This window comes from Paraburkholderia ginsengiterrae, from assembly GCF_001645125.1.
Classification (GTDB): Bacteria; Pseudomonadota; Gammaproteobacteria; order Burkholderiales; family Burkholderiaceae; genus Paraburkholderia; species Paraburkholderia ginsengiterrae.
Genome location: NZ_LXKA01000076.1, coordinates 1 through 24,920, shown reverse-complemented (window position 1 = coordinate 24,920; position 24,920 = coordinate 1). Strand labels below are relative to the sequence as shown.

Genomic DNA, 24,920 nt, shown 5'->3' with positions numbered 1-24,920 from the left:
AAAGGGAGCCGGCGGGTGCGCGAGCGCGCCGCCGGGAATCCCTTGTGTACTTACATGCGGAAGTGCTCGCCCAGATAGACGCGCCGCACGCTTTCGTTTTCGATGATTTCGCTCGGCGCGCCGGCGGCCAGCACTGAACCGTCGCTGATGATGTACGCGTGATCGCAGATGCCGAGCGTCTCGCGCACGTTGTGATCGGTGATCAGGACGCCGATATTGCGCTGCTTCAGGAATTTGACGATCTTCTGGATTTCCAGCACGGCGATCGGATCGACGCCCGCGAACGGCTCGTCGAGCAGAATAAAGCTCGGATTGGTGGCCAGAGCACGCGCAATTTCAACCCGGCGCCGTTCGCCGCCCGACAGCGACAGGGCCGGATTCTCGCGCAAATGCGCAATTTGCAGCTCGTCGAGCAAGGCTTCGGTGCGGGCCGTGATGGTGTCTTTGCTAAGCCGCTTGCCGTTGTCCTCATGTTGCAGCTCCAGCACGGCGCGAATGTTTTCTTCGACGCTGAGCTTGCGGAACACCGAGGCTTCCTGCGGCAGATACGACAAGCCGAGCGAAGCGCGCTTATGGATCGGCAGCAGGCTGATCGACTTGCCGTCCAGGTCGATTTCGCCCGCGTCGAGCGGCACGAGGCCGACGATCATATAGAACGAAGTGGTCTTGCCGGCGCCGTTGGGGCCGAGCAGGCCGACCACTTCACCGCTTTTCACGTCGAGCGACACGTCTTTGACGACCGTGCGCGAGCCATAACGCTTCTTCAGGTTGCGCACCACCAGTGAACTGCTGGTGCCGGCCGGCTTGCGATTGGGGAGGGACGCGGAATTGCTCACTGGTTCGGCGCTCCCGGGATCGACGAGGACGGCGCGAGCGTGGCCGGCCCGCCGTTCAGCGGCACGGCGCCGCCATTGCGCGGCGCCAGCATGGCGCGCACACGGCCAGTCGGATTGCCCGGGCCGGCAACGTCCTTGCCTGCCTTCGCGGTGTAGAAGTCGCTCTGACCGTCATACGTGATGACGCTGCCGTGCACCTGGTCCATCACCGTGGACAGGCCTTGCAGGCGCTTCACGGTGGCGTTGGTGGTGAGCGTGGTCAGGTCCTGCTTGCCGTCATAGTCGATACGGATGGCCGTGCCCTCGATGTATTCGTCGAGGCCTTCGCGCTTCTGGCGGAAATACGACAGATTGCCGCCGCTCGAGGTGCCGGTGGCGTACTGGTAGCCCTGCGGGTCTTGCGTCACTTCGACGCGGTCGGCCTTGATCACGATCGTGCCTTTGGTGGCGACCACGTGGCCGGTGAAGATGTTGACCTGCTTGAGGTCGTCGTAAGTCATGTTGTCCGCTTCGACGTTCAGCGGCTTGTCCTTGTCAGCACGGTCCGCGTGCGCGAGCGGCGCGAAGCCGGCCAGCGGCAACGCGACCATCAGCGCGGCGAGTCCGGCGCGCCACGCAGGCAGGGAGCGCGAGCGGCCGGTATCAAAACGGGGGAACGATTCGTTCATGCAGTCACGCCTGGAATGGATTACCCGGGTTGCTTGGGCGAGCTGCCGCCGGCGTCGGAGGCGGCGATCGCGCCTTTCACGTTGCCGAACAACTGCATCACCCGGGTGACGTTGTTGTAGTTCATGCCGCTGGCGGTCATCACCGACAGGCCGCGCTGAAGTTTAACCGGCTTTTCGGTCTCGATCACATCGTCGTTGACTAGCACCCTAAAATGCTGGGAATCCGCTTGCATCTGCGGAGCGCCGTTGCCGGGTGCCCGCAGGATGCGAGCGTTGCCGTACAGATTGACGATGGAAGCGTCGCCGTTCACCGTGCCAGTGTCGCCGGTTGCCGTGACGACCGGTTTACCGGGCTGGAACGCGCGCATGGCCGGCTTGACCAGGTCGCTCAGTTCGTCGTCTTCGTAGTGGATCAGCGACTGGGCGGTCAGGCGGTATTGCGTCGCGCCCGACTGATCGAGTTCCGAAACCGAGAAGCTGTCGGCGAAATAGTCCGGCGTGTGCTCCTTGGGGCGCACCACGCCTTCGTTCTGCCGGGGCAGGGTGGCTTGCAGCAGCCACCACGTGATGCCGGCGAGCGCGGCCATGGCAACCAGCGGAATCAGGGAAGTCAAGCGAAATTGATTCATCCGACGAGGCCCCGCTGTTCGCCGCTACAGGCGGCCGCGAGCAGCGCCTCGTACTTGTGCTGGGCGCGCAACAGCGCGTCGCAGACCTCGCGCGCAGCGCCATAGCCGCCGCGCGCCTCGCTGACCCAATGGGCCCGCGCAATCACTTCAGGATGCGAATTGGCCGGCGCCGCCGCGAAGCCGACCTTCAGCATCACGCCGAGATCGACCCAGTCGTCGCCCATATAGCCGCATTCTTCCGCCGTCAGACCGGTCTGACGCAGCAGGTCGGCGAATGCCTGAGGTTTGTCCTGCACGCCCTGATAGACGTGCGTGATGTTCATTTCTTTCGCCCGCGCCGCCACGATGCCCGACTTGCGCCCGGTGATGATCGCCGTCTCGATGCCGGCTTCGCGCAGCAGCTTCATGCCGTGGCCGTCCAGCGAGTTGAAGCCCTTCATCGTGTCGCCTTCCGCCGTGAACAGCAGGCCGCCGTCGGTCAGCACGCCGTCGACGTCGAAAATCATCAGCTTCACGCGGCTCGCGCGTTCGGTGGCGGTAAGGGGGGCGATGGCCATCAGATCACCTTCTTCGAGAACAGGTCGTGCATGTTGAGTGCGCCGATCAGTTTGCCTGCTTCGTCGACGACCAGCATCTGATTGATACGGTGGCGCTCCATCAGTTCCACGGCTTCCACAGCGAGCTGGTCCGGGCCGATGGTGCGCGGGCCGGCGGTCATGACCGACGCGATCGACAGCGCGCGGAAGTCGCCGTCGCGCTCGAGCACGCGGCGCAAGTCGCCGTCGGTGAAAATGCCGGTTACGCGGTCGTCGTGATCGACGATCGCGGTCATGCCCATGCGCTTGGCGGTCAGCTGGAACAGCGCGTCGCGCACGGTTGCGTCAGGCGTGACCTTCGGCACCTGTTCGCCGGTGCGCATCACGTCGCGCACATAAGTGAGCAGACGCCGGCCGAGCGCGCCACCCGGGTGCGAGCGGGCGAAGTCGTCGCGGCCGAAGCCGCGCGCGTCGAGCACCGCGACCGCGAGCGCGTCGCCGAGCGCGAGCGCGGCGGTTGTGCTGGCGGTGGGCGCAAGATTCATCGGGCAGGCTTCTTTTGCCACGCCGGAATTCAGGTGCACGTCGGCCAGTTGTGCGAGACTCGAAGACGGACGGCCCGTCATGGCAATCAGCTTCGCCCCGAGCCGCTTGATGAGCGGCAGGATCGCCACGAGCTCTTCGGTTTCACCGGAATTGGACAGCGCGAGGAAGACGTCGTCGGCGGTGACCATGCCGAGGTCGCCGTGGCTGGCTTCCGCAGGGTGAACAAAAAACGCGGGTGTGCCGGTGCTGGCGAGCGTGGCCGCGAGCTTGCGGGCCACGTGGCCGGATTTGCCGATGCCGGAGACGACAACGCGCCCACTGCAACCCAGGATGAAATCGACCGCCCCGACGAAACCATCGTCGAGTTGATCGCGAAGCGCGCGCACGGCGTCCGCTTCTATGTCGAGCACGTCACGAGCGAGCGTGAGTGCCCGATCGCCATTGATTTTCGCTATCATTCGCGAAGTATAGCAAAGGCGCCTGTTCGCCGCGCCGGGCCTGCTGTGCCAAGCCGCTGCTTTCATCAGCCCTTTTAAAGGCCCCTCAACCTTGTCGCACGGCGTTTTGCGTGCGCGGTTCCGCTGACGAACGAGGACGCTTGACCGATGCGTTTTAGCCGATGATTTCCCCGCTCGAAATGACACTGTTCCTGCTGCTGGCATCGGTAGCGGGCGTGGTGCTGTTTCGCTTTCTGAATCTTCCGCCGATGCTCGGCTATCTGACGGTGGGGATCGTCGTCGGGCCGCACGCGTTCGGCCTGATTCCGGACTCGGCGGGCGCGCAGAACCTCGCCGAATTCGGCGTTGTGTTCCTGATGTTTTCGATCGGGCTGGAGTTTTCGCTCGCCAAGCTGCGCACCATGCGCCGGCTCGTGTTCGGCCTCGGTCTGCTGCAGGTGATCGGCACGATCGCGGTGGCGGTCACGCTCGGCTTCGTGCTGGAGCGCTGGGTTCACATTACGTGGCAGGCGAGCGTGGCGCTGGGCGGCGCGCTCGCCATGTCGTCGACGGCAATCGTCAGCAAGATGCTGGCGGAGCGGCTCGAGATCGAGACGGAGCACGGCCGCAATATTTTCGGCGTCTTGCTGTTCCAGGATCTGGCGGTCGTGCCGCTTCTGATCGTTATCGCGGCGCTGGGCGGCAACTCGGAAAACATCATGACCGCCCTCGGCGTGGCGGCCATCAAGATCGTCGTGGCGTTGGCGCTGCTGCTGATCGTGGGGCAGCGCTTCATGACCCGCTGGTTCAACGTGGTCGCGCGGCGCCGCTCGCAGGAACTGTTTATTCTCAATCTGCTGCTGGTGACGCTCGGCGCGGCGTTCATCACGGACAAGTTCGGCCTGTCGCTCGCGCTCGGCGCATTTATCGCCGGCATGCTGATTGCCGAAACGCCGTACCGGCATCAGGTGGAAGAGGACATCAAGCCGTTTCGCGACGTACTGCTCGGCCTGTTCTTCGTGACCACCGGCATGCTGCTGAATCCGCGCGTGATCTGGGAGCATCCGCTGATTGTGCTCGGCTTTCTGGTCGGGCCGATTCTGCTGAAGGCGGTGATGGTGACGGGCCTCTCGCGCCTGTTCGGCGCCTCGCCGGGCGTGGCGATGCGCACCGGTATCGGTCTCGCGCAAGCCGGCGAGTTCGGCTTCGTGCTGCTGAATCTGATTCTCGACAAGCATCTCGTCGACGCCACCTTGCTGCAGGTGATTCTCGCCGCCATGCTGCTGTCGATGCTGATCGCGCCGTTCCTGATCCAGAATGCCGACCGTATCGTGCTGCGGCTGTCGTCGACGGAATGGATGATGCAATCGTTGCAGATGACGCGCATCGCCACGCAAAGCCTGAAGCAGAGCGGCCACGTGATCATCTGCGGTTACGGCCGGGCCGGGCAGAATCTGGCGCGCATGCTGGAGCACGAGGGCTTGTCGTACGTCGCGCTGGACCTGGACCCCGATCGGGTCTCGGCGGCCGCGGCGGCCGGTGAATCGGTGGTGTTCGGCGATGCCGGGCGGCGCGAGTCGCTGCTCGCCGCCGGTATCCATCGCGCGGCGGCGATTGCCATTACCTATGCGAACACGCCGTCGGCACTGCGTGTGCTGCACAACATCCATGAATTGGCGCCGACGCTGCCGGTGATCGTGCGCACCGTCGACGACGCCGATCTGGAAAAGCTGCTGGCCGCGGGCGCAACCGAGGTGATTCCAGAAATCGTCGAAGGCAGCCTGATGCTCGCCTCGCACACGCTCGTGGTGATGGGCGTGCCGATGCGCCGCGTGGTGCGCCGGGTCGAGGAAATGCGTGACGAACGGTATGCGCTGTTGCGCGGCTATTTCCACGGCGCCGACGACGTGGAAGATGACGACGGCCACGAACAGGTGCGGCTACAATCGGTGCCGGTCGACGAAAACTCGGACGCGGTGGGCCGCACCCTCGCGGAGCTGGGCCTGTTCGAGCTGGGCGTCGAAGTGACGGCGATTCGCCGCCATGGCATTCGCGGCGTCGAGCCGGATCCGTCCACCAAGCTGCGCGCGAGCGACATCGTGGTGCTGCGCGGTCTGCCCGAACAGCTGGCGGAAGCCGAGGAGCGGCTCTCGAAACACCGGCGCGCGGGCGCCGCCGCGGCCTGACACCCGCGCCCGGTTACGGCGGCGTGCCGTCGTGACACCCCTGGTTTTAGCTTTTCATCGGACCCATTGAGGTCCATCCGGAGACATCATGTCCAACGCGCTCGCGAGCGCGCCGCTCGATGCGGCCGACTACATCAAAAGCCACATTCGCACGGTGCCCGACTGGCCACAAGCGGGTGTGCAGTTTCGCGACATCACGCCGCTCCTGCAGGAGCCCAAGTCGCTGCGCGTGCTGATCGATCTGTTCGTGCAGCGCTATATCGACGCCAAGCTAGACTACGTGGCCGGGCTGGATGCGCGCGGGTTCATCATCGGGCCGATTCTCGCGTACGAGCTGAATATCGGCTTCATTCCGATCCGCAAGGCGGGCAAGCTGCCCTACAAGCGTGTCGCGCAATCGTATGAACTCGAGTACGGCAGCGCGATCGTCGAGATTCACGAGGACGCCTGCAAGCCGGGCGACCGGGTTGTTATCGTCGACGATCTGATCGCCACCGGCGGCACGATGATGGCCGGCAAGATGCTGCTCCAGCGGCTCGGCGCGGTCGTGGTGGAAGGCGCGGCCATTATCGACCTGCCCGAGCTCGGTGGCTCGAAACTGCTGCGCAATGGTGGCCTGCCGCTCTATACGGTGACGGCTTTCGAAGGTCATTGAGCGTTTTTCGCTTACCCGCTGCACACGCTTCTCCCTGCTAACAAGAAGGTCAGAACGATGCCCAATTTCCTGCTGTTTCTCGCCACGTCGATCGCGATCACCATGGCGCCCGGCCCGGACAATCTGCAAGTGCTCGCGCGCGGCATCTCGCAGGGGCGCGCGGCGGGGCTCGTCGCGGCGCTCGGGTTCGCGGCCGGTATCACGTTTCACACCACGCTCGCCGCGCTGGGCGTAGCCGCGTTGCTGCGTTCGTCGCCGGTGGCCTTCGAAGCGATCAAGCTGGCCGGCGCCGCCTATCTGGTCTGGATCGGCATCAAAGCGCTGCGCAGCCAGGGGCTCGCGACCGCGCACGAGCGCCCGCCGCAACCGTTGAGCGCGGTGTTCCGGCAGAGCGTGCTCGGCAACCTGATGAATCCGAAGGTGACCTTGTTCTTCGTCGTGTTCCTGCCGCAGTTCGTGCAGCCGCACGGCTCGCAAAGCGTCACGGTGCAGATGCTCGAACTGGGCGTGCTGTTCATGTTGCAGACCGTGGTGGTGTTTTCGCTGTTCGGCGTGTGCGCGGGGATCATCGGCGGTTGGCTCAAGCGCCGGCCGCGCGTGGGCGTGTGGCTCGACCGGCTGGCCGGCGCCACGTTTATCGCAATCGGAATTCGCGTCGCGCTGCGCGACTGACGGGCGCCACGCTCACCGGCCGCGCCCGCGGACAGTTTGGAGCTTTAGATGACTTTGCCTTGCCTCACCGCCGCGCGCCGCTTCGACGCGCGCGCGCACGTGCCGTTCTGGATCGGCGCGGAACAGGTCGGCTGGATTCGCGCGAGCGACGTGCCGCTGCTCGCGCGCTGGCCCGATGTGTTCGACATCGACAGCGCCCGTGTGACGCTCAAACCAGTGTTCAATACGGTCGATCTGCGTAGCGCCGCGCTCGGTTCCGTAATCGGCGCGCTCGCCGCCGAGGGCCGCATTCCCGGCTGGCGCAACGAGACCTACGCGATCCGCAATGCCTTCGATGTGCCTCCGCTCGCGTATATCGAACGCGCGGCGTCGCGCTTCTTCGGCACGATGACGTACGCGGTGCATCTGAACGGCGTCGTAGAATATGCGGATGGCGCCCCGCAGTTGTGGATCGCGCGCCGCAGCGACACCAAGGCAACCGACCCCGGCATGCTCGACAACGTCGTGGCGGGCGGGATCGGCTGGGGCTTCGGCGTCGAGGCGACGATCATCAAGGAATGCTGGGAAGAAGCCGGCATTCCCGAGGAAATCGCCGCGCGCGCCGTGGCGGGCCGCACCGCGCATGTGCTGCAGTCGCTGCCGGAAGGCACGCAGGCCGAGCAGATTTTCATTTACGACCTCGCGCTGCCGGCCGATTTCGCGCCGCGCAATCAGGACGGCGAAGTGGGCGAGCACCGGCTCGCACGTATCGACGAAGTGGCGCGCTGGATCGAGGAGGGCGCCATGACGGTGGACGCGAGTCTCGCCACGCTGGATTGCCTGCTGCGCCGCCGCTGGATAGATGAAGAAGCGTGCGCGGGGATCGAGGCCGTGTTCGAGCCGCCGGCGTTGATCTGACTGTCACGCAGACCTGCGCATCATGAAGGCATTGAAGCGAGCCGTGCAGGACGTCCCCTCTTTTTAGAGGCGCCGCATCGAGCAATACATACCGAACAAACCACGCATTGAAGAAGGGAGTCACCCAGGTCATGTCGACCGATCACAGCTTTATTCTCAAACTGTCGTGCGCCGACCGGCCCGGCATCGTTCACGCCGTGTCGGGCTTTCTGTTCGAGCGTGGCAGCAATATTCTCGACTCCGCGCAGTTCGGTGACAGCCGCACCGGCGAGTTCTTCATGCGTGTCCATTTTCAGCAGGTGGGCGGCGATCCGGGGCTGAGCGCGTTGCGCACGTCGTTCGCGACGCTTGCGGAGCAGTTCGGCATGCGCTGGGAATTGCACGACGCATCGATGAAGCCGCGCGTGGTCATCATGGTGTCGAAGATCGGCCATTGCCTGAACGATCTGCTGTTCCGTTATCGCACTGGGCAGTTGGGGATCGAGATTCCGGCCATCATCTCGAATCACAAGGAGTTCTATCAACTCGCCGCCAGCTACGACATTCCGTTCCATCACTTTCCGCTGATGGGCGCCACGCCCGACGCTAAGGCCGCGCAGGAAGCGCGCGTGCTCGAGGTGATCGACGAGCATCAGGCCGATCTGGTGGTGCTCGCGCGCTATATGCAGATTCTGTCGCCGAAGCTGTGCGAGGCCCTGGCCGGCCGCGCGATCAACATCCATCATTCGTTCCTGCCGAGCTTCAAGGGCGCGAAACCGTATTACCAGGCGTTCGACCGCGGCGTGAAGCTGATCGGCGCAACCGCCCATTACGTGACGACGGATCTGGACGAAGGTCCGATCATCGAGCAGGAAGTGGAGCGCGTGGACCACAGCATGACGCCGGAGCAATTGACGGCGATCGGCCGCGACGTCGAATGCGTGACGCTGGCGCGCGCGGTGAAGTGGCACGTGGAGCATCGCGTGGTGCTGAACGGCAGCAAGACGGTGGTGTTCCGCTAAGCGGCGCAGTGGATGGGCTTGCAGGGGGCGGCTGTGTGTCGCTCCGGCGAGGCTGTCGTCCGCTTAGGCTGCAATTAGGCGGCACTTAGGCAGCGTGCCGGCGCCGGGTGATGCCGGCGCACCTTTCTTCTAAGACCTCGCCGCGGACCTGCCCGGGTCCCGCGCCAAGTTTGCGTTTTGTGCCGAACGGCGGCGCGCATTCATCTTCTTCAGCCAGATCAGCAGTCCTGTCGCGCTCAATACGGCGACCGCGATGCCGACTGCGCTAATCGCAATCCGCCCGCCGAGACCGAGAATGCGTCCTGAGTGCAGCGGGAATTGCACCTGCATGAAAATATCGCCCGCCGTGCCTTTGCCGGGAATCTGCATGCCGAGCGGCTTGCCGGTGGCCGCGTCCCAATACATCCACGGATTGCCGAGGCCGATGTCGCCGTGATCGTTGCCTGGCGCATAAAAACCCACGCCGTACGCATGCAAGGCCTCCGCGTAGTAGAGACCGCCCGGCGGCACGGTGAGGTGCTGTGCTTTGCCGGCTTGGTCAGCCAATTGCACGATGCGTTCGCGGCTGAGTACCTGATCGCCGGGTTGCGGAGCGCGCAGGATTTCAGGGTTGTTGATCGGATCCGGCGTGAGCGTCGACACCAGCGACACGACCGGCCGCACCACGGGTGACGAGAGGTTCATCGACACCGAGGTTAGCGCGACGATCATCAGCAAGCCCCAGATCCATACGCCGCCTGAGCGGTGCAGATCGAACGTGAGCGCATAGCCACCGCGGCCGAACCGGAACGCGAATGACTTGCGCCATGCCTTGAAGCTCGGAAACGACAGCCAGAGCGCGATCACGCTGTCGAACAGCCAGACGATGCCGACGATACCCATCAGCCACGTGCCGGTATCGATGCCGCCGGTGAACGGCAAATGCAGCGTGTAGTGCAGCTTGTAGATGAAGGGCAGCAGATTGAGGCGCGCGAGCGACACGGCGCCCCATTCGCGGCGTCCCTGAATCTCGCCGCTGGCTGGGTCGACGGCGATCTGATTGAAGTCGAGCGGGTAGGGCTTGTGTGTGGCGGGGTCGGTGCGCGGCAGCACCATCATTTGCAGCGTACGGCCGGGCTCGGCGGTAAGCGGCAGGAACGTGACCTGCAGCCGCGGATCGGCGGCTTCCACGCGGCGCGCCAGTTCCAGTCCCGATAGCGCTGGCGCGGCGGTGCGGGCGTTGAAGAACGAAGGGTTTAACGCCGCATCGAGTTCATGGTCCCACGCGATGATCGCTCCGGTGAGACCGGCAACGAACAGAAACAGCGCAGTCGCGACGCCGAACCAGCGATGCAGGCGAACGAACTGGCGCCTCATGCGCGGGCCGGCGGGACAGAGCGGAAAGGCGAACGGATGGTCACAGCCACGTATTGATGCAAATGGGAATTATTCGCATCTTAGCCGAGTCACGCAATCGGCCGCAAGTTTCCCGTAAGTGCGGCACGCGGACTACGTGACGCCGGGCGATCCGCGCACGTTGCCGCTGAACGCGCGCATCGACTTCTGAGCGTAAAAAAAACGGCACCGCAGTGCCGCTTTTCCTGGTGCCGCCGGGCGTGGCCGCCCGCTCAAACCAGCCGCAAGTAAATCAATTCCCGCTTGATATACGCGTAGAAAATCGGCGCCGCGATCACGCCGGAAAGACCGAACGCGGCTTCCATGATGAGCATCGCGATCAGCAATTCCCACGCGCGCGCCTCGATCTGTCCGCCGACAATCCGCGCGTTCAGGAAGTACTCGAGCTTGTGAATCAGAATCAGGAACGCGAGCGACATGACCGCTGCGGGAAAGCTCACCGAGAGCGCCACCGCGACGATGATCGTATTCGAAATCAGATTGCCGATCACCGGCAGCAAGCCGACGATGAAGGTCACCAGCACCAGCGTTTTCGACAGCGGCAAGGTATCGTGAAAGATCGGCAGGACCAGCAGCAGGAAGATGCCGGTGAAGACCGCGTTGATCGCCGAGATCTTCACCTGGGCGAACACGATGCGACGGAACGCGTCGGCGAAACGTGACACGCGCGTGACGAAGGCCGTGGACAACGGCAGCCGCTGCATATGCTTTTGCGCGCCGACCGCGATAATCGCGCCGATGATCATGCCGATCAGAATGTGCGTGAAAGCGCGCGCCGCGGTCTTGCCGCTTTGCTGCAGCATGTTGGCATGCGTCTGCATCAGCTCGGTGGCCCGGGTCTTCATCTGCTCGGTATCGACCGGCAGCGAGTTGGCGATGAACTGCGGAATCCGGCCGCGCGCCTGATCGATCAGCTGCATGGCCTGGTCGAGCAGCTTCTGCACGCTCGGCACGTCGTTCTCGAAATGCTCGATGATGCCGAGCGTGAGCCCGGTCAACGCGCCGACGATAACCGTCGACAGGATCACCACCGCGAGCCAGCGGGCTCGCTGGCTCGACATGTGGCGCTCGATGCGCGGCGCGATGGTGTGCACCAGCTGGAACACCAGCAGCGCGGCGAGCAACGCGCCGAGCAGCCGCAGTTCGATGGCCGCCCACATGCCGAACAGCATCAGCACATAACTGCCGATTTCCACTGCCGACAAATTCGGCAGGCTCATGTCGCTAGTCAGCCTGACCGGGCGTGGGCGTAGGTCCTGCACTTGCCCGTCGTCGCGCGCCTGATTCCGCTTGGCCATGGCTTATTCCGTCTCCAACCCGTGAGATGCAGCGTTACTTTTGACTGGCCGCGCGTTTCAGCAAAGGCGCCAGATACTTGCCGGTAAAACTTGCCTTCGACTTCGCCACCTGCTCCGGCGTGCCTTGGGCAACGATCTGACCGCCACCCGCTCCGCCTTCCGGGCCGAGATCGATCACCCAGTCGGCGGTCTTTATTACATCGAGATTATGCTCGATGATCACGACGGTATTACCCTGGTCGCGCAACCGGTGAATCACCTCCAGCAACAGCGCGATGTCATGGAAGTGCAGGGCGGTGGTCGGCTCGTCGAGAATGTATAGAGTGCGACCGGTGTCGCGCTTGCTCAGTTCCAACGAGAGCTTGACGCGCTGCGCCTCGCCGCCCGACAGCGTGGTCGCCGACTGGCCCAGGCGGATATAGCCTAGGCCCACGTCCAGCAGGGTTTTCAGCTTGCGCGCGATGACCGGCACCGGCTTGAAGAACTCATAGGCGCTCTCCACCGTCATGTCGAGCACTTCGCTGACGTTCTTGCCTTTGTACTGAACGTCCAGGGTTTCGCGGTTGTAGCGCTTGCCGTGACAGATGTCGCACGGCACGTACACGTCCGGCAGGAAGTGCATTTCGACCTTCAGCACGCCGTCGCCCTGGCAAGATTCGCAGCGGCCGCCCTTGACGTTGAACGAGAAGCGGCCCGGATCGTAGCCGCGTTCCTTGGATGCGGGCACGCCCGCGAACAGTTCGCGGATCGGCGTGAAGAGGCCCGTGTAAGTGGCCGGATTCGAGCGCGGCGTGCGGCCGATCGGCGACTGGTCGACGTTGATGACCTTGTCGAAGTGCTCCAGACCCTCGATCGATTCGTACGGCGCCGGCTCCGTGGACGAGCCGTACAGGTGGCGTGCCACAGAGTGATACAGCGTGTCGTTGATGAGCGTGGATTTGCCCGAGCCGGACACGCCGGTCACGCACGTGAGCAGGCCGACCGGCAGATCCAGCGACACGTGCCGCAGATTGTTGCCGTACGCCTCGACGATGCGCAGACGCCGTTCGTCCGGATCCTTGCGCTCGTCCGGATATTCGATGGTGCGCGCGCCGGACATGTACTGGCCGGTCATCGACGCCGCGTTGGCCTGCACCTGTTTGGGCGTGCCTTCGGCGATCACCATGCCGCCGTGCTCGCCCGCGCCCGGCCCCATGTCGACCACGTAGTCGGCCATGCGGATCATGTCTTCGTCATGCTCCACGACGATCACCGAGTTGCCGAGGTCGCGCAGATGCTTGAGCGTGGAAATGAGCCGGTCGTTGTCGCGCTGATGCAGGCCAATGGAGGGCTCGTCGAGCACGTACATCACGCCGGTCAGGCCCGAGCCGATCTGCGACGCGAGGCGGATGCGCTGTGCTTCTCCGCCCGACAGCGTTTCCGCGCTGCGTTCGAGCGACAGGTAATCGAGCCCGACATTGTTGAGGAACATCAGCCGCGCGACGATTTCCTTGACCACCTTGTCGGCGATTTCGCGCTTCGAGCCTTCAAGGCGCAGCGTCTGGAAATAGCCGAGCGCGTCGCGCAACGGCCAGCCGCTGATTTCGAAGATGCCGCGCGCGTCGCCGTCCGCGCCGATCCGCACGAAACGCGCTTCGCGGCGCAGCCGCGTGCCGGCGCAAGCCGGGCAGGGCTGGTTGTTCTGATACTTGGCGAGCTCTTCGCGCACCGCGACCGAGTCGGTCTCGCGGTAACGCCGCTCCAGATTCGGGATGATCCCTTCGAATACATGCTCGCGCACCGACGTGCGGCCACGCTCGTTGATGTACGAGAACGGGATCTCCTGCTTGCCCGAGCCGAACAGCAGGATCTTGCGGACCTTTTCCGGCAAGTCTTCGACGGCCGTGTCGATATCGAACTCGTAGAACGCCGCGAGACTTTGCAGCATCTGGAAGTAGAACTGATTGCGCCGGTCCCAGCCCTTGACCGCGCCGGCGGCGAGCGACAGCGACGGATGCGCGACCACCCGCTTCGGATCGAAGAAGGTGATCTGGCCGAGGCCATCGCATTCCGGGCAGGCGCCCATCGGATTGTTAAACGAGAAGAGACGCGGCTCCAGTTCCTGCAGCGAATACGAGCAGATCGGGCAGGCGAACTTCGAGCTGAACAGATGCTCCTTGTCCGTGTCCATTTCGAGCGCGATCGCGCGGCCGTCGGCGAGACGCAGTGCCGTTTCGAACGATTCGGCAAGGCGCTGCTTCATGTCGGGGCGCACCTTCAGGCGGTCCACCACGACGTCGATGGTGTGCTTGTCGTTCTTTTTCAGCTTCGGCAGCGAATCGACTTCGTAGATCTTCGCGACGCCTTCGTTCGCGGTGCCGCCGCCCGAGCGCACCCGGAAACGGATAAAGCCCTGCGCCTGCATTTCCTCGAACAGTTCGACGTGCTCGCCCTTGCGGTTCGCCACCACCGGCGCGAGGATCATCAGCTTGGTGTCTTCCGGCAACGCTAGCGCGGCGTCGACCATCTGCGAGACGCTTTGCGCTTCCAGCGGAATTTCGTGGTCCGGACAGTAAGGCGTGCCGACCCGTGCGAACAATAGCCGCAGGTAGTCGTGAATCTCGGTAACGGTGCCGACCGTGGAGCGCGGATTGTGCGAGGTCGCCTTCTGTTCGATCGAAATCGCCGGCGACAGGCCTTCGATCAGGTCGACATCCGGTTTCTCCATCAATTGCAGGAACTGGCGCGCGTAGGCGGACAGGCTTTCGACGTAGCGCCGTTGTCCTTCCGCATAGAGCGTGTCGAACGCCAGCGACGATTTGCCCGAGCCGGAAAGGCCCGTGATAACGACGAGCTTGTGACGGGGTAAGTCGAGGTTGACGTTCTTCAGGTTGTGGGTGCGAGCCCCACGAATACGGATTTGTTCCACGGATTTATTCCATGAACTGGCGGAAAGAGGAAGGAACCAAACCTGCTACTATAACGACTTTTCAAGACCGCCGTTACGGCTTCCTGACAGCCCGAAGAGTCGCTGAGGCAAGCTGTAAGGCAGCGGTTCAGTGCTGCGGGGATAAGGTCTAACTGGGGCTGTTTTCCGCGAGCACAAGGCACCGCGAGGCGCCGGCGAAGGCGCGCAGCAAGGCCGCCGGCTCGAGCGCCGCGCCGCCTGCATGCCCGCTGTCCCGTGGCAAGGCGCGCCGCTGTGTCCGTTGCCGCCGTTTTGCCGCTGTGCCCGCCCGCGGTGTGCCGCCCAGCTCATTCAAAGAACGCTCCCGATGTCCAATCCGTCTGCTGTCTCCTCACGCATGACTGCGCCCGAACTGCGCGCGACCGTGTCGCTTGCCGCCATCTTCGCGCTGCGCATGCTCGGTCTGTTCATGATCATGCCGGTGTTCTCGATCTACGCGAAAACCATCCCAGGCGGCGACAACGTGCTGCTGGTCGGGATCGCGCTCGGCGCGTACGGCGTGACGCAGTCCATGCTGTACATCTTTTACGGCTGGGTCTCCGACAAGGTGGGCCGCAAACCGGTGATTGCCACCGGCCTGCTGGTCTTCGCGATCGGCAGCTTCGTGGCGGCCGGCGCGCACGACATGACGTGGATCATCGTCGGCCGGGTCATTCAGGGCATGGGCGCGGTGTCGTCCGCGGTGATTGCGTTTATCGCCGATCTCACCGCCGAAGAGCACCGCACCAAGGCGATGGCGATGGTGGGCGGCAGCATCGGCGTGTCGTTCGCGGTGGCGATCGTGGGCGCGCCGATCGTGTTCCAGTGGGTCGGCATGAGCGGCCTGTTCACGCTGGTCGGCATCTTCTCGATCGTGGCGATCGGCGTGGTGCTGTGGATCGTGCCCGATGCGCCGAAGCCCGTGCACGTGCGCGCGCCGTTCGCCGAAGTGCTGCACAACGTCGAGCTGCTGCGCCTGAACTTCGGCGTGCTCGTGCTGCACGCCACGCAAACCGCGCTGTTCCTCGTCGTGCCGCGTATTCTCGAAGCCGGCGGCCTGCCGGTCGCATCGCACTGGAAGGTCTATTTGCCGGTCATGGGCCTTTCGTTCGTGATGATGGTGCCGGCGATCATTGCCGCTGAAAAGCGCGCCAAAATGAAGGTCGTGCTGCTGTCCGCGATTGGTCTTATCCTGATCGGACAGTTGTTATTGGGCGTCGCTCCGCATACGATTCTGAGTGTGGCGGCGATCCTTTTTGTGTACTTTCTGGGCTTCAATATTCTTGAGGCTTCGCAGCCTTCGCTGGTGTCGAAACTGGCGCCTGGAACCCGCAAGGGCGCGGCCGCCGGCGTGTACAACACCACGCAGTCGATCGGTCTTGCGCTGGGCGGCGTGGTCGGCGGCTGGCTGCTGAAAGCGGACGGGCAGAGCGCCGTGTTTTTTACGTGCTCGGGGCTGGTGTTGTGCTGGCTTATAATCGCCGCACAGATGAAACAGCCGCCGCGCAAAGCGTAATACGGCGCATCCCGAACTCACCCAGAACTCACCCGGCGGCGGGCAGAGGCGCGGTTCCGGTCTCCGGCCTGTCGGCCTTGAGGCACGAATTGTGACTCGCCGCGCCGCCCGCAATGCGATCAACAGGAGAAACTCATGGCATCCGTGAACAAGGTCATTCTCGTCGGCAATCTCGGAGCCGATCCGGAAGTCCGTTATCTTCCGAGCGGCGACGCAGTGGCGAACATCCGCCTTGCAACGACGGATCGCTACAAGGACAAGGCGTCCGGCGAAATGAAGGAAGCCACCGAATGGCACCGCGTGTCGTTTTTCGGCCGTCTCGCGGAAATCGTGTCCGAATATCTGAAGAAGGGTTCGTCGGTGTACCTGGAAGGGCGCATCCGTACCCGTAAGTGGCAGGCGCAAGACGGCACCGACCGTTACTCGACGGAAATCGTTGCAGAACAGATGCAAATGCTGGGTGGCCGCGGCGGCTCGATGGGCGGTGGCGACGAAGGTGGCTACAGCCGTGGTGAGCCGTCGGAGCGTAGCGGCGGCGGTGGTGGTGGCCGTGCGATGTCGGGTGGTGGTTCGCGTGGCGGCAGCGGCGGTGGCGCGGGTGGTGGTTCCAGCCGTCCGAGCGCGCCGGCTGGCGGCGGGTTTGATGAGATGGATGACGATATTCCGTTCTGACCACCCGTAAGCGAGAACTGTAAAGATCAACCCCGCCTTCTGGTGGGGTTTTTCTTTTTGTATCCGGGATTCAGGGCGCTGGATGACCTCAACCGGAAAGGTACATAGCCGGGGTCGCCAGCGTCAGCGAGTGTCTCCGTGTTCACCAGAGGACTCGATCAGGTTCGGGTGGTCAAGACGTTGCGCGCGCGGTTCAAACGCCGTATGCAGTCCGAGGCCAATTGCCGCGCCAATCAGTTCGGCAAGGATGAAACCGGGCACGCTGGATGGCGCAATGCCCGCAAAGCTGTCGCTGAACATGCGGCCGAATGCTGCGGCCGGGTTCGCGAACGACGTTGACGCGGTGAACCAGTACGCGGCGCCGATGTACGCCGCTACCATGATCGACGCGCGTCCGGCGGGGGCACGCAGGATGACCAGCAGCAGGCCGGCAGTCGCCACGGCTTCGGCAATCCATTGGCCGGTACCCGTGCGAACCTTGCTCGATAGCTCGACGATGGGCAAATCGAACATCGCGTGTGCAAGCGACGCGCCGAATAGTGCGCCGACCAGCTGTGCGGCGATATACGGCAGCAGTTCACGCGCCGGCAACTCGCCACGCAGTGTCATGACGGCGCTGACGGCCGGATTGAAATGCGCGCCGCTCAAGGGTCCAAAGACCTCGATCAGCACATACAGTCCGCCGACAGTCGCGAGCGTATTGGCAAGGAGGGCTATCGCCACATTGCCGCCGGCGAGCCGTTCGGCCATGATGCCGGAGCCGATCACGACCGCAAGCAGCAGGGCGGTTCCCGCGAGTTCGGCGAGAACCTTGCGCTTAAGAGCAATCACGGTGGTCATGATTCGGAAATAGCGGTCAGCGCGCGCTGGAGTTCGTCGTTACTCATCGTGTCCAGCGGCAGTGCGAGAAGCTGCAACATCCGATATCCGATCGCCTGACGGGTAAGTTCGAACGCAACGCGCCTGCCTTCGTCGCCGCCTGGTGCGACAGATGGATCCGCATAGCCCCAGTGAACTTTGACGGGACTGCCCGGCCAGTAGGGGCACGTCTCGGCGGCCGCGCTATCGCAGACAGTAATGACGACACGCATCGCAGGCGCACCGTCGCCGGCAAACTCGTCCCAGCTCTTGCTGTGGTAGCCGCTCACGTCGATACCCACGCGCGTGAGTGCCTCGACGGCGAACGGATTGAGACGTCCGCCCGGTGCGCTGCCCGCACTGAAGGCGCGCACGTTCTTGCCCAGCTTCTCAGCCAGATGATTCAGCATGCCTTCGCCCAGCACACTGCGGGCCGAGTTGTGCGTGCAAAGGATCAATACGTTGGTGGTCATACTTTCCCCATTGGATCGTGCGCAGGACTCAGCAGCACGACGAAGACTTGACCGGAATGCCGACGGGTTTGCCCGACGATGGCGCGCAGCATGCAGCAACTTCGGAAGCTGGCGCAGTGGTCTGCGTACTAAGCGATTCGCCGAACACGGGGATGTCGTTCAGTGTGTGATATGACTCCCATGCGATGCCCTGCGGATCAACGGTCCAGTACTTGTTCGACTTGACGTAGCAGCAGGCGGTGCCTATCTGCGCGTCGACCGGCAATGCGGCGCCTTCCAGCCGGCTGTGCATCTCGGCCAGTTCGGCTTCGTCGTCGACCTGCACGCCCAGATGGTCGAGGCCTGGCGTGGCGCCGCGCTGTGAGATAGCGAAATTGACGCGTGGGTCGTCGAGCATCCACTTCGCGTAGTCGTTCTTGACGACGGTAGGCTCAACCGCGAACAACGCCGAATAAAAGCGGATGCTGGCGGTGAGATCCGTGACGGCGACGTGAACGTGAAAGCGCTTCATGACTGCTTCTCCCTGGAAGGTGAGCACGCTGATGCAGGCGAACAGGGGTTGCCACCACAGCAGTTCTCGGTGAGATAGGCCAGCAGGCCATTCATGGTTGCGAAGTTCGCGCAGTAGAAGACGAACCGGCCCTCCTGCCTGCTGGTGACGAGTTGCGCGTGAGCCAGCTCCTTCAGGTGGAAGGAGAGGGACGACGGCGGAACATCCAGCAGCGTGGCGATCTGGCCGGCGGGCATACCTTCGGGCCCCGCTTGTACCAGGGCGCGAAAGATTGCGAGTCTGGACTCGTGCGCGAGTGCCGACAGAGCGGCGATGGTCTGGTTTGTTTCCATGATTCGATAATAGTCGAAATGTCGAATAAAGCAAAGTGGCGATGATCAACTTGCGGGCGACTCACTTCAGATTGCTGCCACGTGATCGAAACATTCGCCGGTTCAAAGCCAGGCAATCCTCAACGCCTCAAATGCTCCAGCGCATCTCGCAGAGGCGTGCTGGAAACCACAATCGGCCCCGTAAACGGCGTATCCAGATCCACGATCACATAGATCGCGGACGCAATCGACACCGCCCCAAGCGAAATAGTCACCAGCGCCAGCGTATTACGCGGCGCAATCAAGCCGAAACTCAGAAAAATCACGCCCAGCCAGAACGTCAGCGTCGTGAAGAAAGGCTGTGAAATCGTGCTGTGCGCTTCCTCGATGATTTTCCAACGCGCGTCCACTACGCGTCGGTATTGCAACAGCGCGTCGTCGAGCGCGCGCTGTTGCAACGGATCTTGCGCGTGCAGTCGCCGCAACTCCCGTCCCACGGCGGTCAACATATCGCCGAGCTGCACGTTCTCCAGCCTCTGAGAATTGTCCTGAGTGCCAATATCTTTCGGATAGTCGCCGCTGGGGACCGGCTCGTGAGGCCACGTCGATGCAATGGCGGCAGCGGTGTATTGCCGCAAAAGACTCCGGCCAATATCGGTATCCGAACCGTATTGCCGCAAGGTCGTATCGAATTCGATCAGATCGGCTGCGTAGGTGCGCAAATCATTCGAGGTGGTATCGAAGCTGGCCTTGGCGGACGCCGTCATCAAGCCAAGCACCAGTGCGGCGAACGTCACCAGCATGCCGATTACCAACTGGATCAATTGCACGGTTTCGTGCGCCTTGTGCTCTTCGGGCAGCAGCGGCCGCACCCATACGCCGATGCCAGTCGCGGCGACCAATATCACGAACACCAGCACAGCCGCGCCTATTTCCGCCATCGCAGTGCTCCGTCAAACCACCCGCATGACTTTCCGTTATCCACCGCCCGCCGAACACCCGGGTAGTCTCGCCACGCCGGGCCTGAAGCAGCGTTCGCTTCCGCTCGTATGTTGATCTATCGCAGGCGTATGCGCTATCGGCCATAAAGTTTTTTGTTTTTCCGCCGTAGTCCTTATATGTGGCATTCGCTTAAATTCAGACAATGGTTGCGGACCTGGCCGACCGGGCTTGGGCGCAGCACGCGTGGCCGAGGCTTTACTGAACATGCGGTCAGGCAGCCCAACGGAGACAAGCCCGATGTTGAAAAATCTGTCGATTCGCACCTGCCTCACCCTCTTGATCGCGTTCTTCGGCGTCGTGCTGCTGTTTGGCGCCGCGGCCGGACTGTTGTCGCTGCGTTCGAGCAATGCGTCGCTGCAGCAGATGTACACCGTGGACACACCCGCTGTCGCCGACCTCGAAGGCAGCGCGGGACAACTGTTGCGCTTGCGCCTGGCGCTGGCGACGTATGCCTCGCTCGTAGACCTGAACGATCAGGATGGCGCGAACGCCGTGCTCAAGCGTTTCGATCAGTACCAGAAAGCATCTAACGACCGCCTTGCTCACTATTTGAGCCGCGCCAGCACGGACGCTGACGAGCAGCGTCTCATCAAGGACATGCAGGACAAGCGCGACACCTTCCTGCACGAAGGCGTCGATCCGGCTCTTGCCGCGCTCAAGGCCGGCGACAGGACCACCTTCCAGCAATTGCAGGCGCATAAGCTGCCATCGCTCTACAGCGCGTACGAAAAGGCGATGCTCGCGCTCGAACAGTTGCAGCTCGACCACGGCGCGCAACGCTATCAGGAGGCACAAGATCTGTTCTATGCCATATGCATTGCGGTGGCGGTGGGTATAGCGGTGTCGCTGCTGGCTTCGTGGATCGGCCGCGCGGTGCTGGTGCGCGCGATCGTCAGTCCGGTCGATGCCACCATCGCGCAGTTTCAGCGAATCGCGGGCGGCGACTTGACGGGCCGGATCGTCGTGACGGGCGACAACGAAATGGGCCGCCTCGCGGCTGCGTTGCGCAAGATGCAGGAATCGCTGATCGAGACCGTGAACTCGGTGCGGCAAGGCACGGAATCCATCGACACCGGCGTGAGCGAGATTGCCGCAGGCAATTCCGACCTGTCGCAACGCACCGAGGAGCAGGCGGCGTCGCTTGAAGAAACGGCTGCGAGCATCGAGCAGCTTACTTCGACGGTCAAGCAGACGGCCGACAACGCGAAGCAGGCCAGCTCGCTCGCGCAGGGTGCGTCGAGTCTGGCTGCGCAAGGGGGCGATCTCACGGAGCAGGTGGTGGGCACGATGCACGGTATCGTCGACGACTCGCGGCGCATTGCCGACATCGTCGGTGTGATCGAAGGGATCGCGTTCCAGACCAATATTCTTGCGCTGAATGCGGCGGTCGAAGCGGCCCGCGCGGGCGAGCAGGGACGCGGCTTTGCGGTGGTGGCGGGCGAAGTGCGTTCGCTGGCGCAGCGAAGCGCCGCGGCGGCCAAGGAGATCAAGGGTTTGATCGACGAATCGACGGCACGGGTGCAGGCCGGCTCGCAACTGGTTCAACGCTCGGGCTCGACGATGACCGAGATCGTCGACGCGATTGCTCGTGTGAGTTCGATCATGAGTGAGATCGCGGCGGCGGCAATCGAGCAGAGCACCGGCATCGATCAGGTTAATCTCGCGGTCTCGCAGATGGATGAGGTGACCCAGCAGAATGCAGCGCTTGTCGAGCAGGCCGCCGCCGCGGCCAGTTCGCTTGAGGACCAGGCTCGCAGATTGACCTCGGCAGTGGCTGTGTTCCAGACGGGGAGTGGGGCTTCTTCTTTTGCCGGTCGGCGAGGCGGTTCGGTAACTGCGCCGACGAAAGTAGGCGCGCGGGAGTTGGTGGCGGTTTGATGCGGAGTTGCCGCGCTCAATCTGACTAAGGAGCGCAATTCCAAACAGGAAGAACGACGACGCAGGCGTGTACGTGTGGCAGCACTGCAATGCCGTAAACTGATTCGTAAAGAATCCCGCGTGATGCAATGAAGACTAGTCGGGCAGTCGTGACGGCGGGTTTCCTCAATTCTTGGGACGAGAAAATATGTTGACGAGATTGCCGTCCGGGTCGCGCAGCAAAAGGGAGCGATTGCCCCACGGCATCAACGTCGTGGGCATTACGATGTTCGTCCCGCAGGCGCACATCCGCTCAAACACCGCGTCAACGTCCTCCACTTCGAACTCCAGGATCGCCGATTGATTTGCAGCCGCAGTGGCAGCGCCGACATTGAAAAGCTCGATTAGATGCTCAGACGATATCGCAAGCGTTGCTCCTCCGAATCGTATTTCCGCAAATCCATCCGCCGGACGTACAGCCTCGATACCGGAAAGCCTTTGATAAAACTCCACCTGTCCATCGATATCCCGGGTAACTACACGAACCGATGCGAACTTCATTTTGAGCTCCTGACCAAGAAAGGAAGCTCAGTCTAATGGTCGATACTGTCAGATTCTGGCAGTATTGTGCGGCTGGCGACGAGATTGAGCCTACGCCACTCATGAAGCAGTGTTGACCGCCTTTTGGGGTAGCGCTCTTCCAACGGCTCGACGTTCGAGATTCGGTCCGAACGGAAATTCCGAAAATCAGCTCGAAGCTCGCACCAACACATCAGGACCCGCGCTTGGTCGAAATACACCAAGGCAAAGGGCCAAACGACACGCTGCGATTGAATACCACTGGCGTCCACGTATGTAATATTGAGCTTATGCTCTTCTCGGACTGCGGTACGCAGAAGGTCAGGTGAGACTTTGTGGGCTGGTCTCTTCAACGGCGCGCCGACTAGTAGCGAAGACTCCTCCAGTTCGCGACGCAGTTCAGCGGGCAGTACGGCGGCTATCTTCGCAAGCGTGCTCAGCGCACCGGACGAGAGCGTCTTGTCGCAGCGATCGGCCACCCAGCGCATGCCAAGAACCAGGGCGTCGAGTTCCTCTGAGCGAAACATCATGGGCGGCAGCATGAAACCCGGTTTCATCGCGTAACCAACGCCCGGTTCTCCCTCGATCATTGCTCCTTGCGCCTGCAAACTGGCAATGTCCCGGTATAGCGTGCGGATGCTCACGCCGAGTTCCTCGGCCAGGGCTTGGCCACGCACGGGACGTCGGTAACGACGTAACACTTGCAGGAGATGAAGAAGACGCTCGGAGCGGGACATATGTGAATCCTGATATCGACACTGAAGTAAATCGGCGACGCTATCGGTTACTTTAAGTCGAATGCAATAGGTCGCGTCCAGACAGACAAACGGACAGACATTGCATTGTTGACGATGTATGCGGCACTGTCGAACGTCTCAATCAGGCCGCTCGCTGCCCGATCCTGAATGGATCGCACCCGAACTCGGTGGGTAACCAGCTAGTTTCCGCATCACGGGAACAGGTTTTTTCCACAGTCAACGACCTTGGCCGCAGGCGTAAGGCTTGACTGCATGAGAAACCGACGGTATTTTTTGACTGGGCGCCACGCCCCGCGGCCTCACAGTCCATTTCGATTCCGTGCCTGCTGTGGAGTCTCGTCCGCACGGATACTCGGACCAAAGCCATGCGTATCTACTTCCAGAACGCGTCTATCCCGACACGGGCCGCCAATCGGCTCAAATACCGCCTTTCGCTAAAGGAATCGCAGGCGCGACAAGTCACCTCCGAAGTCTTCGGCTATAGCGACTGGACCGCCCTCCACAGCGAGCTGGGCAGCGAAGAAGCTTCCGCACTCGACGAAGCGTGTGACAGCGCGACACTGACCGCGAGACGCGTATATCAGGCGTCTCAATTGGCCGCATCTTCGATTGACCTTCACGGTGAATCCGCGGACGACTTTGTCCGATGGTGGCAACCATCGGCCGCGAACGCGCGTGACGAGGGCGCGCACCCGATAGAAACGCCATTTGCCGGCTCAAAGGAAGATCTGAGTTTTCAAGAGGCGCTGAGTACGTTGGCTCACGTCGGGCAACATTCCGTTGGCCACTTCGAACGAGCGCTCGTAGCTGGCATACACAGAACGGAAAACGAAAGCTCGCTGAAGTTTGTAGAGTCGATTGCGGATGAGTTGCTAAGCGGCAACCGAAACCGGGAACCTGAAGTAGCTCGTCAGCTGCTCGAGGCTTTGGCCTCGCGCGGATTGCCCCGGTCGATACTTAACCTGGCGACGAGTTTGACGCTTGGCGATGGTGGTCAGAAAGACGAAATGAGAGCCAGGGACTTGCTTAAGCAGCTAGCTGAATCTGCTTCAACTCCCGACGATCTGAAGCGGATTGCCGAATCACGCCTGGGCACCGCCTAGGCGCCAGGTGTCCGGCGGAAACCCGGTACGTCAGTCGTGCTCCAATCGCGGGAGCGGACGGCTACTGCATTCGGCCAATGAAATCGAAATCGGCTGCTCAGGCAGTCGCGGGTACTGTTTGCTCATTTGACACCGAGCCCGCTAATGCGTGTCGACGATCTAGGTCGTAGTGTCGAATGATCGCTCCTGGCCCACAGAGGTCAAGCAATTCGACAGGCCATTGAAACCCTCGGCTGGTTCACTTCTGCCGCTGCTGCCAGTGTTTCTCGTACGCCTGGCCGATCGGCGTGCGACGCGAGTCCGATGCCAACCGATAGTGCCTCGCCCTCGACCAGCGACCTGTAGACGACGCCTGCCCGCTTCAAGGCGGTGAACGATTTCGGCAGCAGGGCTATACCACGTCCGTTCGCGACGTCGCCCAGTAGAACGTGATGGTCCGATGGCTCCCTCAGTTTTGACGGGGCGAACCCATGGCGTGAGAAAACCGCCTGGCAGTGGTCGTAGAACGCGGGCTGTCGCGCCCGTTCGAACCAGAAGACCTTTTCGCGTGCCAGGTCCGCGAGACCAACTTTTCGGCGCTTCGCCAGATGATGGGTTG

General features: G+C 62.6%; 25 protein-coding genes. 9 read left to right on the top strand and 16 right to left on the bottom strand.

Going from position 1 to position 24,920, the window contains the following annotated elements:
• Nucleotides 1-50: 50 nt before the first annotated feature.
• From lptB to kdsD, 5 genes are read right to left on the bottom strand one after another with little or no spacing between them, the layout of a single operon-like run.
• Nucleotides 51-836: an LPS export ABC transporter ATP-binding protein gene (lptB, locus tag A6V37_RS05385; protein ID WP_064266556.1), complete on the bottom strand. Its 786-nt coding sequence runs from the start codon at nucleotides 834-836 to the stop codon at nucleotides 51-53.
• Nucleotides 833-1,504: a lipopolysaccharide transport periplasmic protein LptA gene (gene lptA / locus A6V37_RS05380; RefSeq protein WP_064266555.1), complete on the bottom strand. Its 672-nt coding sequence runs from the start codon at nucleotides 1,502-1,504 to the stop codon at nucleotides 833-835. Before lptA ends, lptB begins: the two co-directional genes overlap by 4 nt.
• Before the next feature lie 20 nt (nucleotides 1,505-1,524).
• Nucleotides 1,525-2,133 (bottom strand): LPS export ABC transporter periplasmic protein LptC, encoded by a 609-nt coding sequence (lptC, locus tag A6V37_RS05375; RefSeq protein WP_064285834.1) that lies wholly within the window; start codon nucleotides 2,131-2,133, stop codon nucleotides 1,525-1,527.
• Nucleotides 2,130-2,690 carry a KdsC family phosphatase gene (locus A6V37_RS05370; RefSeq protein ID WP_064266551.1) on the bottom strand — a complete coding sequence of 187 codons (561 nt, stop codon included), beginning with the start codon at nucleotides 2,688-2,690 and terminating at the stop codon, nucleotides 2,130-2,132. Before A6V37_RS05370 ends, lptC begins: the two co-directional genes overlap by 4 nt.
• Nucleotides 2,690-3,673, bottom strand: a complete 984-nt coding sequence (gene kdsD / locus A6V37_RS05365) for an arabinose 5-phosphate isomerase KdsD (protein WP_064285833.1) — start codon at nucleotides 3,671-3,673, stop codon at nucleotides 2,690-2,692. Before kdsD ends, A6V37_RS05370 begins: the two co-directional genes overlap by 1 nt.
• A 161-nt stretch (nucleotides 3,674-3,834) precedes the next feature.
• Here kdsD and A6V37_RS05360 point away from each other — a divergent pair, with 161 nt between their 5' ends.
• From A6V37_RS05360 to purU, 5 genes are all read left to right on the top strand, one after another.
• Entirely contained in the window at nucleotides 3,835-5,838 is a 2,004-nt protein-coding gene (locus A6V37_RS05360) for a monovalent cation:proton antiporter family protein (protein ID WP_064266547.1), read from the top strand.
• Nucleotides 5,839-5,926: 88 nt separating this feature from the next.
• On the top strand, nucleotides 5,927-6,493 hold the full coding sequence (locus tag A6V37_RS05355; RefSeq protein WP_064266545.1) for an adenine phosphoribosyltransferase: 567 nt from the start codon (nucleotides 5,927-5,929) through the stop codon (nucleotides 6,491-6,493).
• A 57-nt stretch (nucleotides 6,494-6,550) separates the two neighbouring features.
• Nucleotides 6,551-7,165 carry a LysE family translocator gene (locus A6V37_RS05350; RefSeq protein WP_064266543.1) on the top strand — a complete coding sequence of 205 codons (615 nt, stop codon included), beginning with the start codon at nucleotides 6,551-6,553 and terminating at the stop codon, nucleotides 7,163-7,165.
• A 48-nt stretch (nucleotides 7,166-7,213) separates the two neighbouring features.
• The gene (locus A6V37_RS05345) at nucleotides 7,214-8,062 is read left to right on the top strand and encodes an NUDIX hydrolase (RefSeq protein ID WP_064266541.1); all 849 of its coding nucleotides are present in this window, start codon (nucleotides 7,214-7,216) and stop codon (nucleotides 8,060-8,062) included.
• Between the two features lie 131 nt (nucleotides 8,063-8,193).
• Nucleotides 8,194-9,063, top strand: coding sequence for a formyltetrahydrofolate deformylase (gene purU / locus A6V37_RS05340; RefSeq protein WP_064266539.1), 870 nt, complete (start codon nucleotides 8,194-8,196; stop codon nucleotides 9,061-9,063).
• A 129-nt stretch (nucleotides 9,064-9,192) separates the two neighbouring features.
• Here the strand turns inward: purU and A6V37_RS05335 are convergent, their stop codons facing one another.
• The 3 genes from A6V37_RS05335 to uvrA form a co-directional block, all read right to left on the bottom strand.
• On the bottom strand, nucleotides 9,193-10,419 hold the full coding sequence (locus A6V37_RS05335) for a PepSY-associated TM helix domain-containing protein (protein WP_064266537.1): 1,227 nt from the start codon (nucleotides 10,417-10,419) through the stop codon (nucleotides 9,193-9,195).
• Nucleotides 10,420-10,670: 251 nt separating this feature from the next.
• A complete protein-coding gene (locus A6V37_RS05330) occupies nucleotides 10,671-11,756 on the bottom strand; it encodes an AI-2E family transporter (RefSeq protein WP_064285832.1) in 1,086 nt (361 codons plus the stop codon).
• Between the two features lie 34 nt (nucleotides 11,757-11,790).
• A complete protein-coding gene (gene uvrA, locus A6V37_RS05325; protein ID WP_064285831.1) occupies nucleotides 11,791-14,664 on the bottom strand; it encodes an excinuclease ABC subunit UvrA in 2,874 nt (957 codons plus the stop codon).
• A gap of 346 nt (nucleotides 14,665-15,010) precedes the next feature.
• Here uvrA and A6V37_RS05320 point away from each other — a divergent pair, with 346 nt between their 5' ends.
• A complete protein-coding gene (locus A6V37_RS05320; protein WP_075643418.1) occupies nucleotides 15,011-16,198 on the top strand; it encodes an MFS transporter in 1,188 nt (395 codons plus the stop codon).
• A 135-nt stretch (nucleotides 16,199-16,333) separates the two neighbouring features.
• The gene (locus tag A6V37_RS05315; protein ID WP_064285830.1) at nucleotides 16,334-16,870 is read left to right on the top strand and encodes a single-stranded DNA-binding protein; all 537 of its coding nucleotides are present in this window, start codon (nucleotides 16,334-16,336) and stop codon (nucleotides 16,868-16,870) included.
• A 123-nt stretch (nucleotides 16,871-16,993) separates the two neighbouring features.
• On the opposite strand, the gene A6V37_RS05310 is transcribed toward A6V37_RS05315, so the two are convergent.
• From A6V37_RS05310 to A6V37_RS05290, 5 genes are all read right to left on the bottom strand, one after another.
• A complete protein-coding gene (locus A6V37_RS05310; RefSeq protein ID WP_423213099.1) occupies nucleotides 16,994-17,710 on the bottom strand; it encodes an aquaporin in 717 nt (238 codons plus the stop codon).
• Nucleotides 17,707-18,201, bottom strand: coding sequence for an arsenate reductase ArsC (locus tag A6V37_RS05305; protein WP_064266528.1), 495 nt, complete (start codon nucleotides 18,199-18,201; stop codon nucleotides 17,707-17,709). Before A6V37_RS05305 ends, A6V37_RS05310 begins: the two co-directional genes overlap by 4 nt.
• Before the next feature lie 28 nt (nucleotides 18,202-18,229).
• Nucleotides 18,230-18,712 (bottom strand): ArsI/CadI family heavy metal resistance metalloenzyme, encoded by a 483-nt coding sequence (locus A6V37_RS05300; RefSeq protein WP_064266526.1) that lies wholly within the window; start codon nucleotides 18,710-18,712, stop codon nucleotides 18,230-18,232.
• Complete coding sequence (locus A6V37_RS05295) at nucleotides 18,709-19,044, bottom strand: ArsR/SmtB family transcription factor (RefSeq protein WP_064266524.1); 336 nt, start codon at nucleotides 19,042-19,044, stop codon at nucleotides 18,709-18,711. The genes A6V37_RS05300 and A6V37_RS05295 overlap by 4 nt, the downstream gene beginning before the upstream one ends.
• 119 nt (nucleotides 19,045-19,163) lie before the next feature.
• Complete coding sequence (locus tag A6V37_RS05290) at nucleotides 19,164-19,964, bottom strand: bestrophin-like domain (RefSeq protein ID WP_064266523.1); 801 nt, start codon at nucleotides 19,962-19,964, stop codon at nucleotides 19,164-19,166.
• Nucleotides 19,965-20,262: 298 nt separating this feature from the next.
• Here A6V37_RS05290 and A6V37_RS05285 point away from each other — a divergent pair, with 298 nt between their 5' ends.
• Complete coding sequence (locus A6V37_RS05285) at nucleotides 20,263-21,903, top strand: methyl-accepting chemotaxis protein (protein ID WP_064285829.1); 1,641 nt, start codon at nucleotides 20,263-20,265, stop codon at nucleotides 21,901-21,903.
• 165 nt (nucleotides 21,904-22,068) lie between these two features.
• On the opposite strand, the gene A6V37_RS05280 is transcribed toward A6V37_RS05285, so the two are convergent.
• Both A6V37_RS05280 and A6V37_RS05275 read right to left on the bottom strand, forming a co-directional pair.
• Nucleotides 22,069-22,443, bottom strand: a complete 375-nt coding sequence (locus A6V37_RS05280) for a VOC family protein (RefSeq protein WP_064266521.1) — start codon at nucleotides 22,441-22,443, stop codon at nucleotides 22,069-22,071.
• Between the two features lie 32 nt (nucleotides 22,444-22,475).
• Entirely contained in the window at nucleotides 22,476-23,198 is a 723-nt protein-coding gene (locus A6V37_RS05275; protein WP_064266520.1) for a helix-turn-helix transcriptional regulator, read from the bottom strand.
• Nucleotides 23,199-23,584: 386 nt separating this feature from the next.
• Between A6V37_RS05275 and A6V37_RS05270 the strand changes: the two genes are divergently transcribed.
• Nucleotides 23,585-24,322, top strand: a complete 738-nt coding sequence (locus A6V37_RS05270; protein WP_064266519.1) for a hypothetical protein — start codon at nucleotides 23,585-23,587, stop codon at nucleotides 24,320-24,322.
• 200 nt (nucleotides 24,323-24,522) lie between these two features.
• Here A6V37_RS05270 and A6V37_RS05265 read toward each other — a convergent pair.
• Nucleotides 24,523-24,920, bottom strand: a 398-nt coding sequence (locus A6V37_RS05265; RefSeq protein ID WP_165614416.1) for a LysR family substrate-binding domain-containing protein, incomplete at its 5' end; no start/stop codon positions are given.

Bases quoted from the DNA above. Each gene is read 5' to 3' on its own strand.
- A6V37_RS05270 (WP_064266519.1), top strand. From the start codon at position 23,585: ATGCGTATCTACTTCCAGAACGCGTCTATCCCGACACGGGCCGCCAAT.
- A6V37_RS05295 (WP_064266524.1), bottom strand. From the start codon at position 19,044: ATGGAAACAAACCAGACCATCGCCGCTCTGTCGGCACTCGCGCACGAG.
- A6V37_RS05275 (WP_064266520.1), bottom strand. From the start codon at position 23,198: ATGTCCCGCTCCGAGCGTCTTCTTCATCTCCTGCAAGTGTTACGTCGT.
- A6V37_RS05370 (WP_064266551.1), bottom strand. From the start codon at position 2,690: ATGGCCATCGCCCCCCTTACCGCCACCGAACGCGCGAGCCGCGTGAAG.
- A6V37_RS05320 (WP_075643418.1), top strand. From the start codon at position 15,011: ATGTCCAATCCGTCTGCTGTCTCCTCACGCATGACTGCGCCCGAACTG.
- A6V37_RS05310 (WP_423213099.1), bottom strand. From the start codon at position 17,710: ATGACCACCGTGATTGCTCTTAAGCGCAAGGTTCTCGCCGAACTCGCG.
- lptA (WP_064266555.1), bottom strand. From the start codon at position 1,504: ATGAACGAATCGTTCCCCCGTTTTGATACCGGCCGCTCGCGCTCCCTG.
- A6V37_RS05330 (WP_064285832.1), bottom strand. From the start codon at position 11,756: ATGGCCAAGCGGAATCAGGCGCGCGACGACGGGCAAGTGCAGGACCTA.
- A6V37_RS05290 (WP_064266523.1), bottom strand. From the start codon at position 19,964: ATGGCGGAAATAGGCGCGGCTGTGCTGGTGTTCGTGATATTGGTCGCC.
- A6V37_RS05315 (WP_064285830.1), top strand. From the start codon at position 16,334: ATGGCATCCGTGAACAAGGTCATTCTCGTCGGCAATCTCGGAGCCGAT.
- A6V37_RS05285 (WP_064285829.1), top strand. From the start codon at position 20,263: ATGTTGAAAAATCTGTCGATTCGCACCTGCCTCACCCTCTTGATCGCG.
- kdsD (WP_064285833.1), bottom strand. From the start codon at position 3,673: ATGATAGCGAAAATCAATGGCGATCGGGCACTCACGCTCGCTCGTGAC.
- A6V37_RS05360 (WP_064266547.1), top strand. From the start codon at position 3,835: ATGATTTCCCCGCTCGAAATGACACTGTTCCTGCTGCTGGCATCGGTA.
- purU (WP_064266539.1), top strand. From the start codon at position 8,194: ATGTCGACCGATCACAGCTTTATTCTCAAACTGTCGTGCGCCGACCGG.
- A6V37_RS05280 (WP_064266521.1), bottom strand. From the start codon at position 22,443: ATGAAGTTCGCATCGGTTCGTGTAGTTACCCGGGATATCGATGGACAG.
- A6V37_RS05300 (WP_064266526.1), bottom strand. From the start codon at position 18,712: ATGAAGCGCTTTCACGTTCACGTCGCCGTCACGGATCTCACCGCCAGC.
- A6V37_RS05350 (WP_064266543.1), top strand. From the start codon at position 6,551: ATGCCCAATTTCCTGCTGTTTCTCGCCACGTCGATCGCGATCACCATG.
- A6V37_RS05355 (WP_064266545.1), top strand. From the start codon at position 5,927: ATGTCCAACGCGCTCGCGAGCGCGCCGCTCGATGCGGCCGACTACATC.
- A6V37_RS05305 (WP_064266528.1), bottom strand. From the start codon at position 18,201: ATGACCACCAACGTATTGATCCTTTGCACGCACAACTCGGCCCGCAGT.
- A6V37_RS05345 (WP_064266541.1), top strand. From the start codon at position 7,214: ATGACTTTGCCTTGCCTCACCGCCGCGCGCCGCTTCGACGCGCGCGCG.
- A6V37_RS05335 (WP_064266537.1), bottom strand. From the start codon at position 10,419: ATGAGGCGCCAGTTCGTTCGCCTGCATCGCTGGTTCGGCGTCGCGACT.
- lptC (WP_064285834.1), bottom strand. From the start codon at position 2,133: ATGAATCAATTTCGCTTGACTTCCCTGATTCCGCTGGTTGCCATGGCC.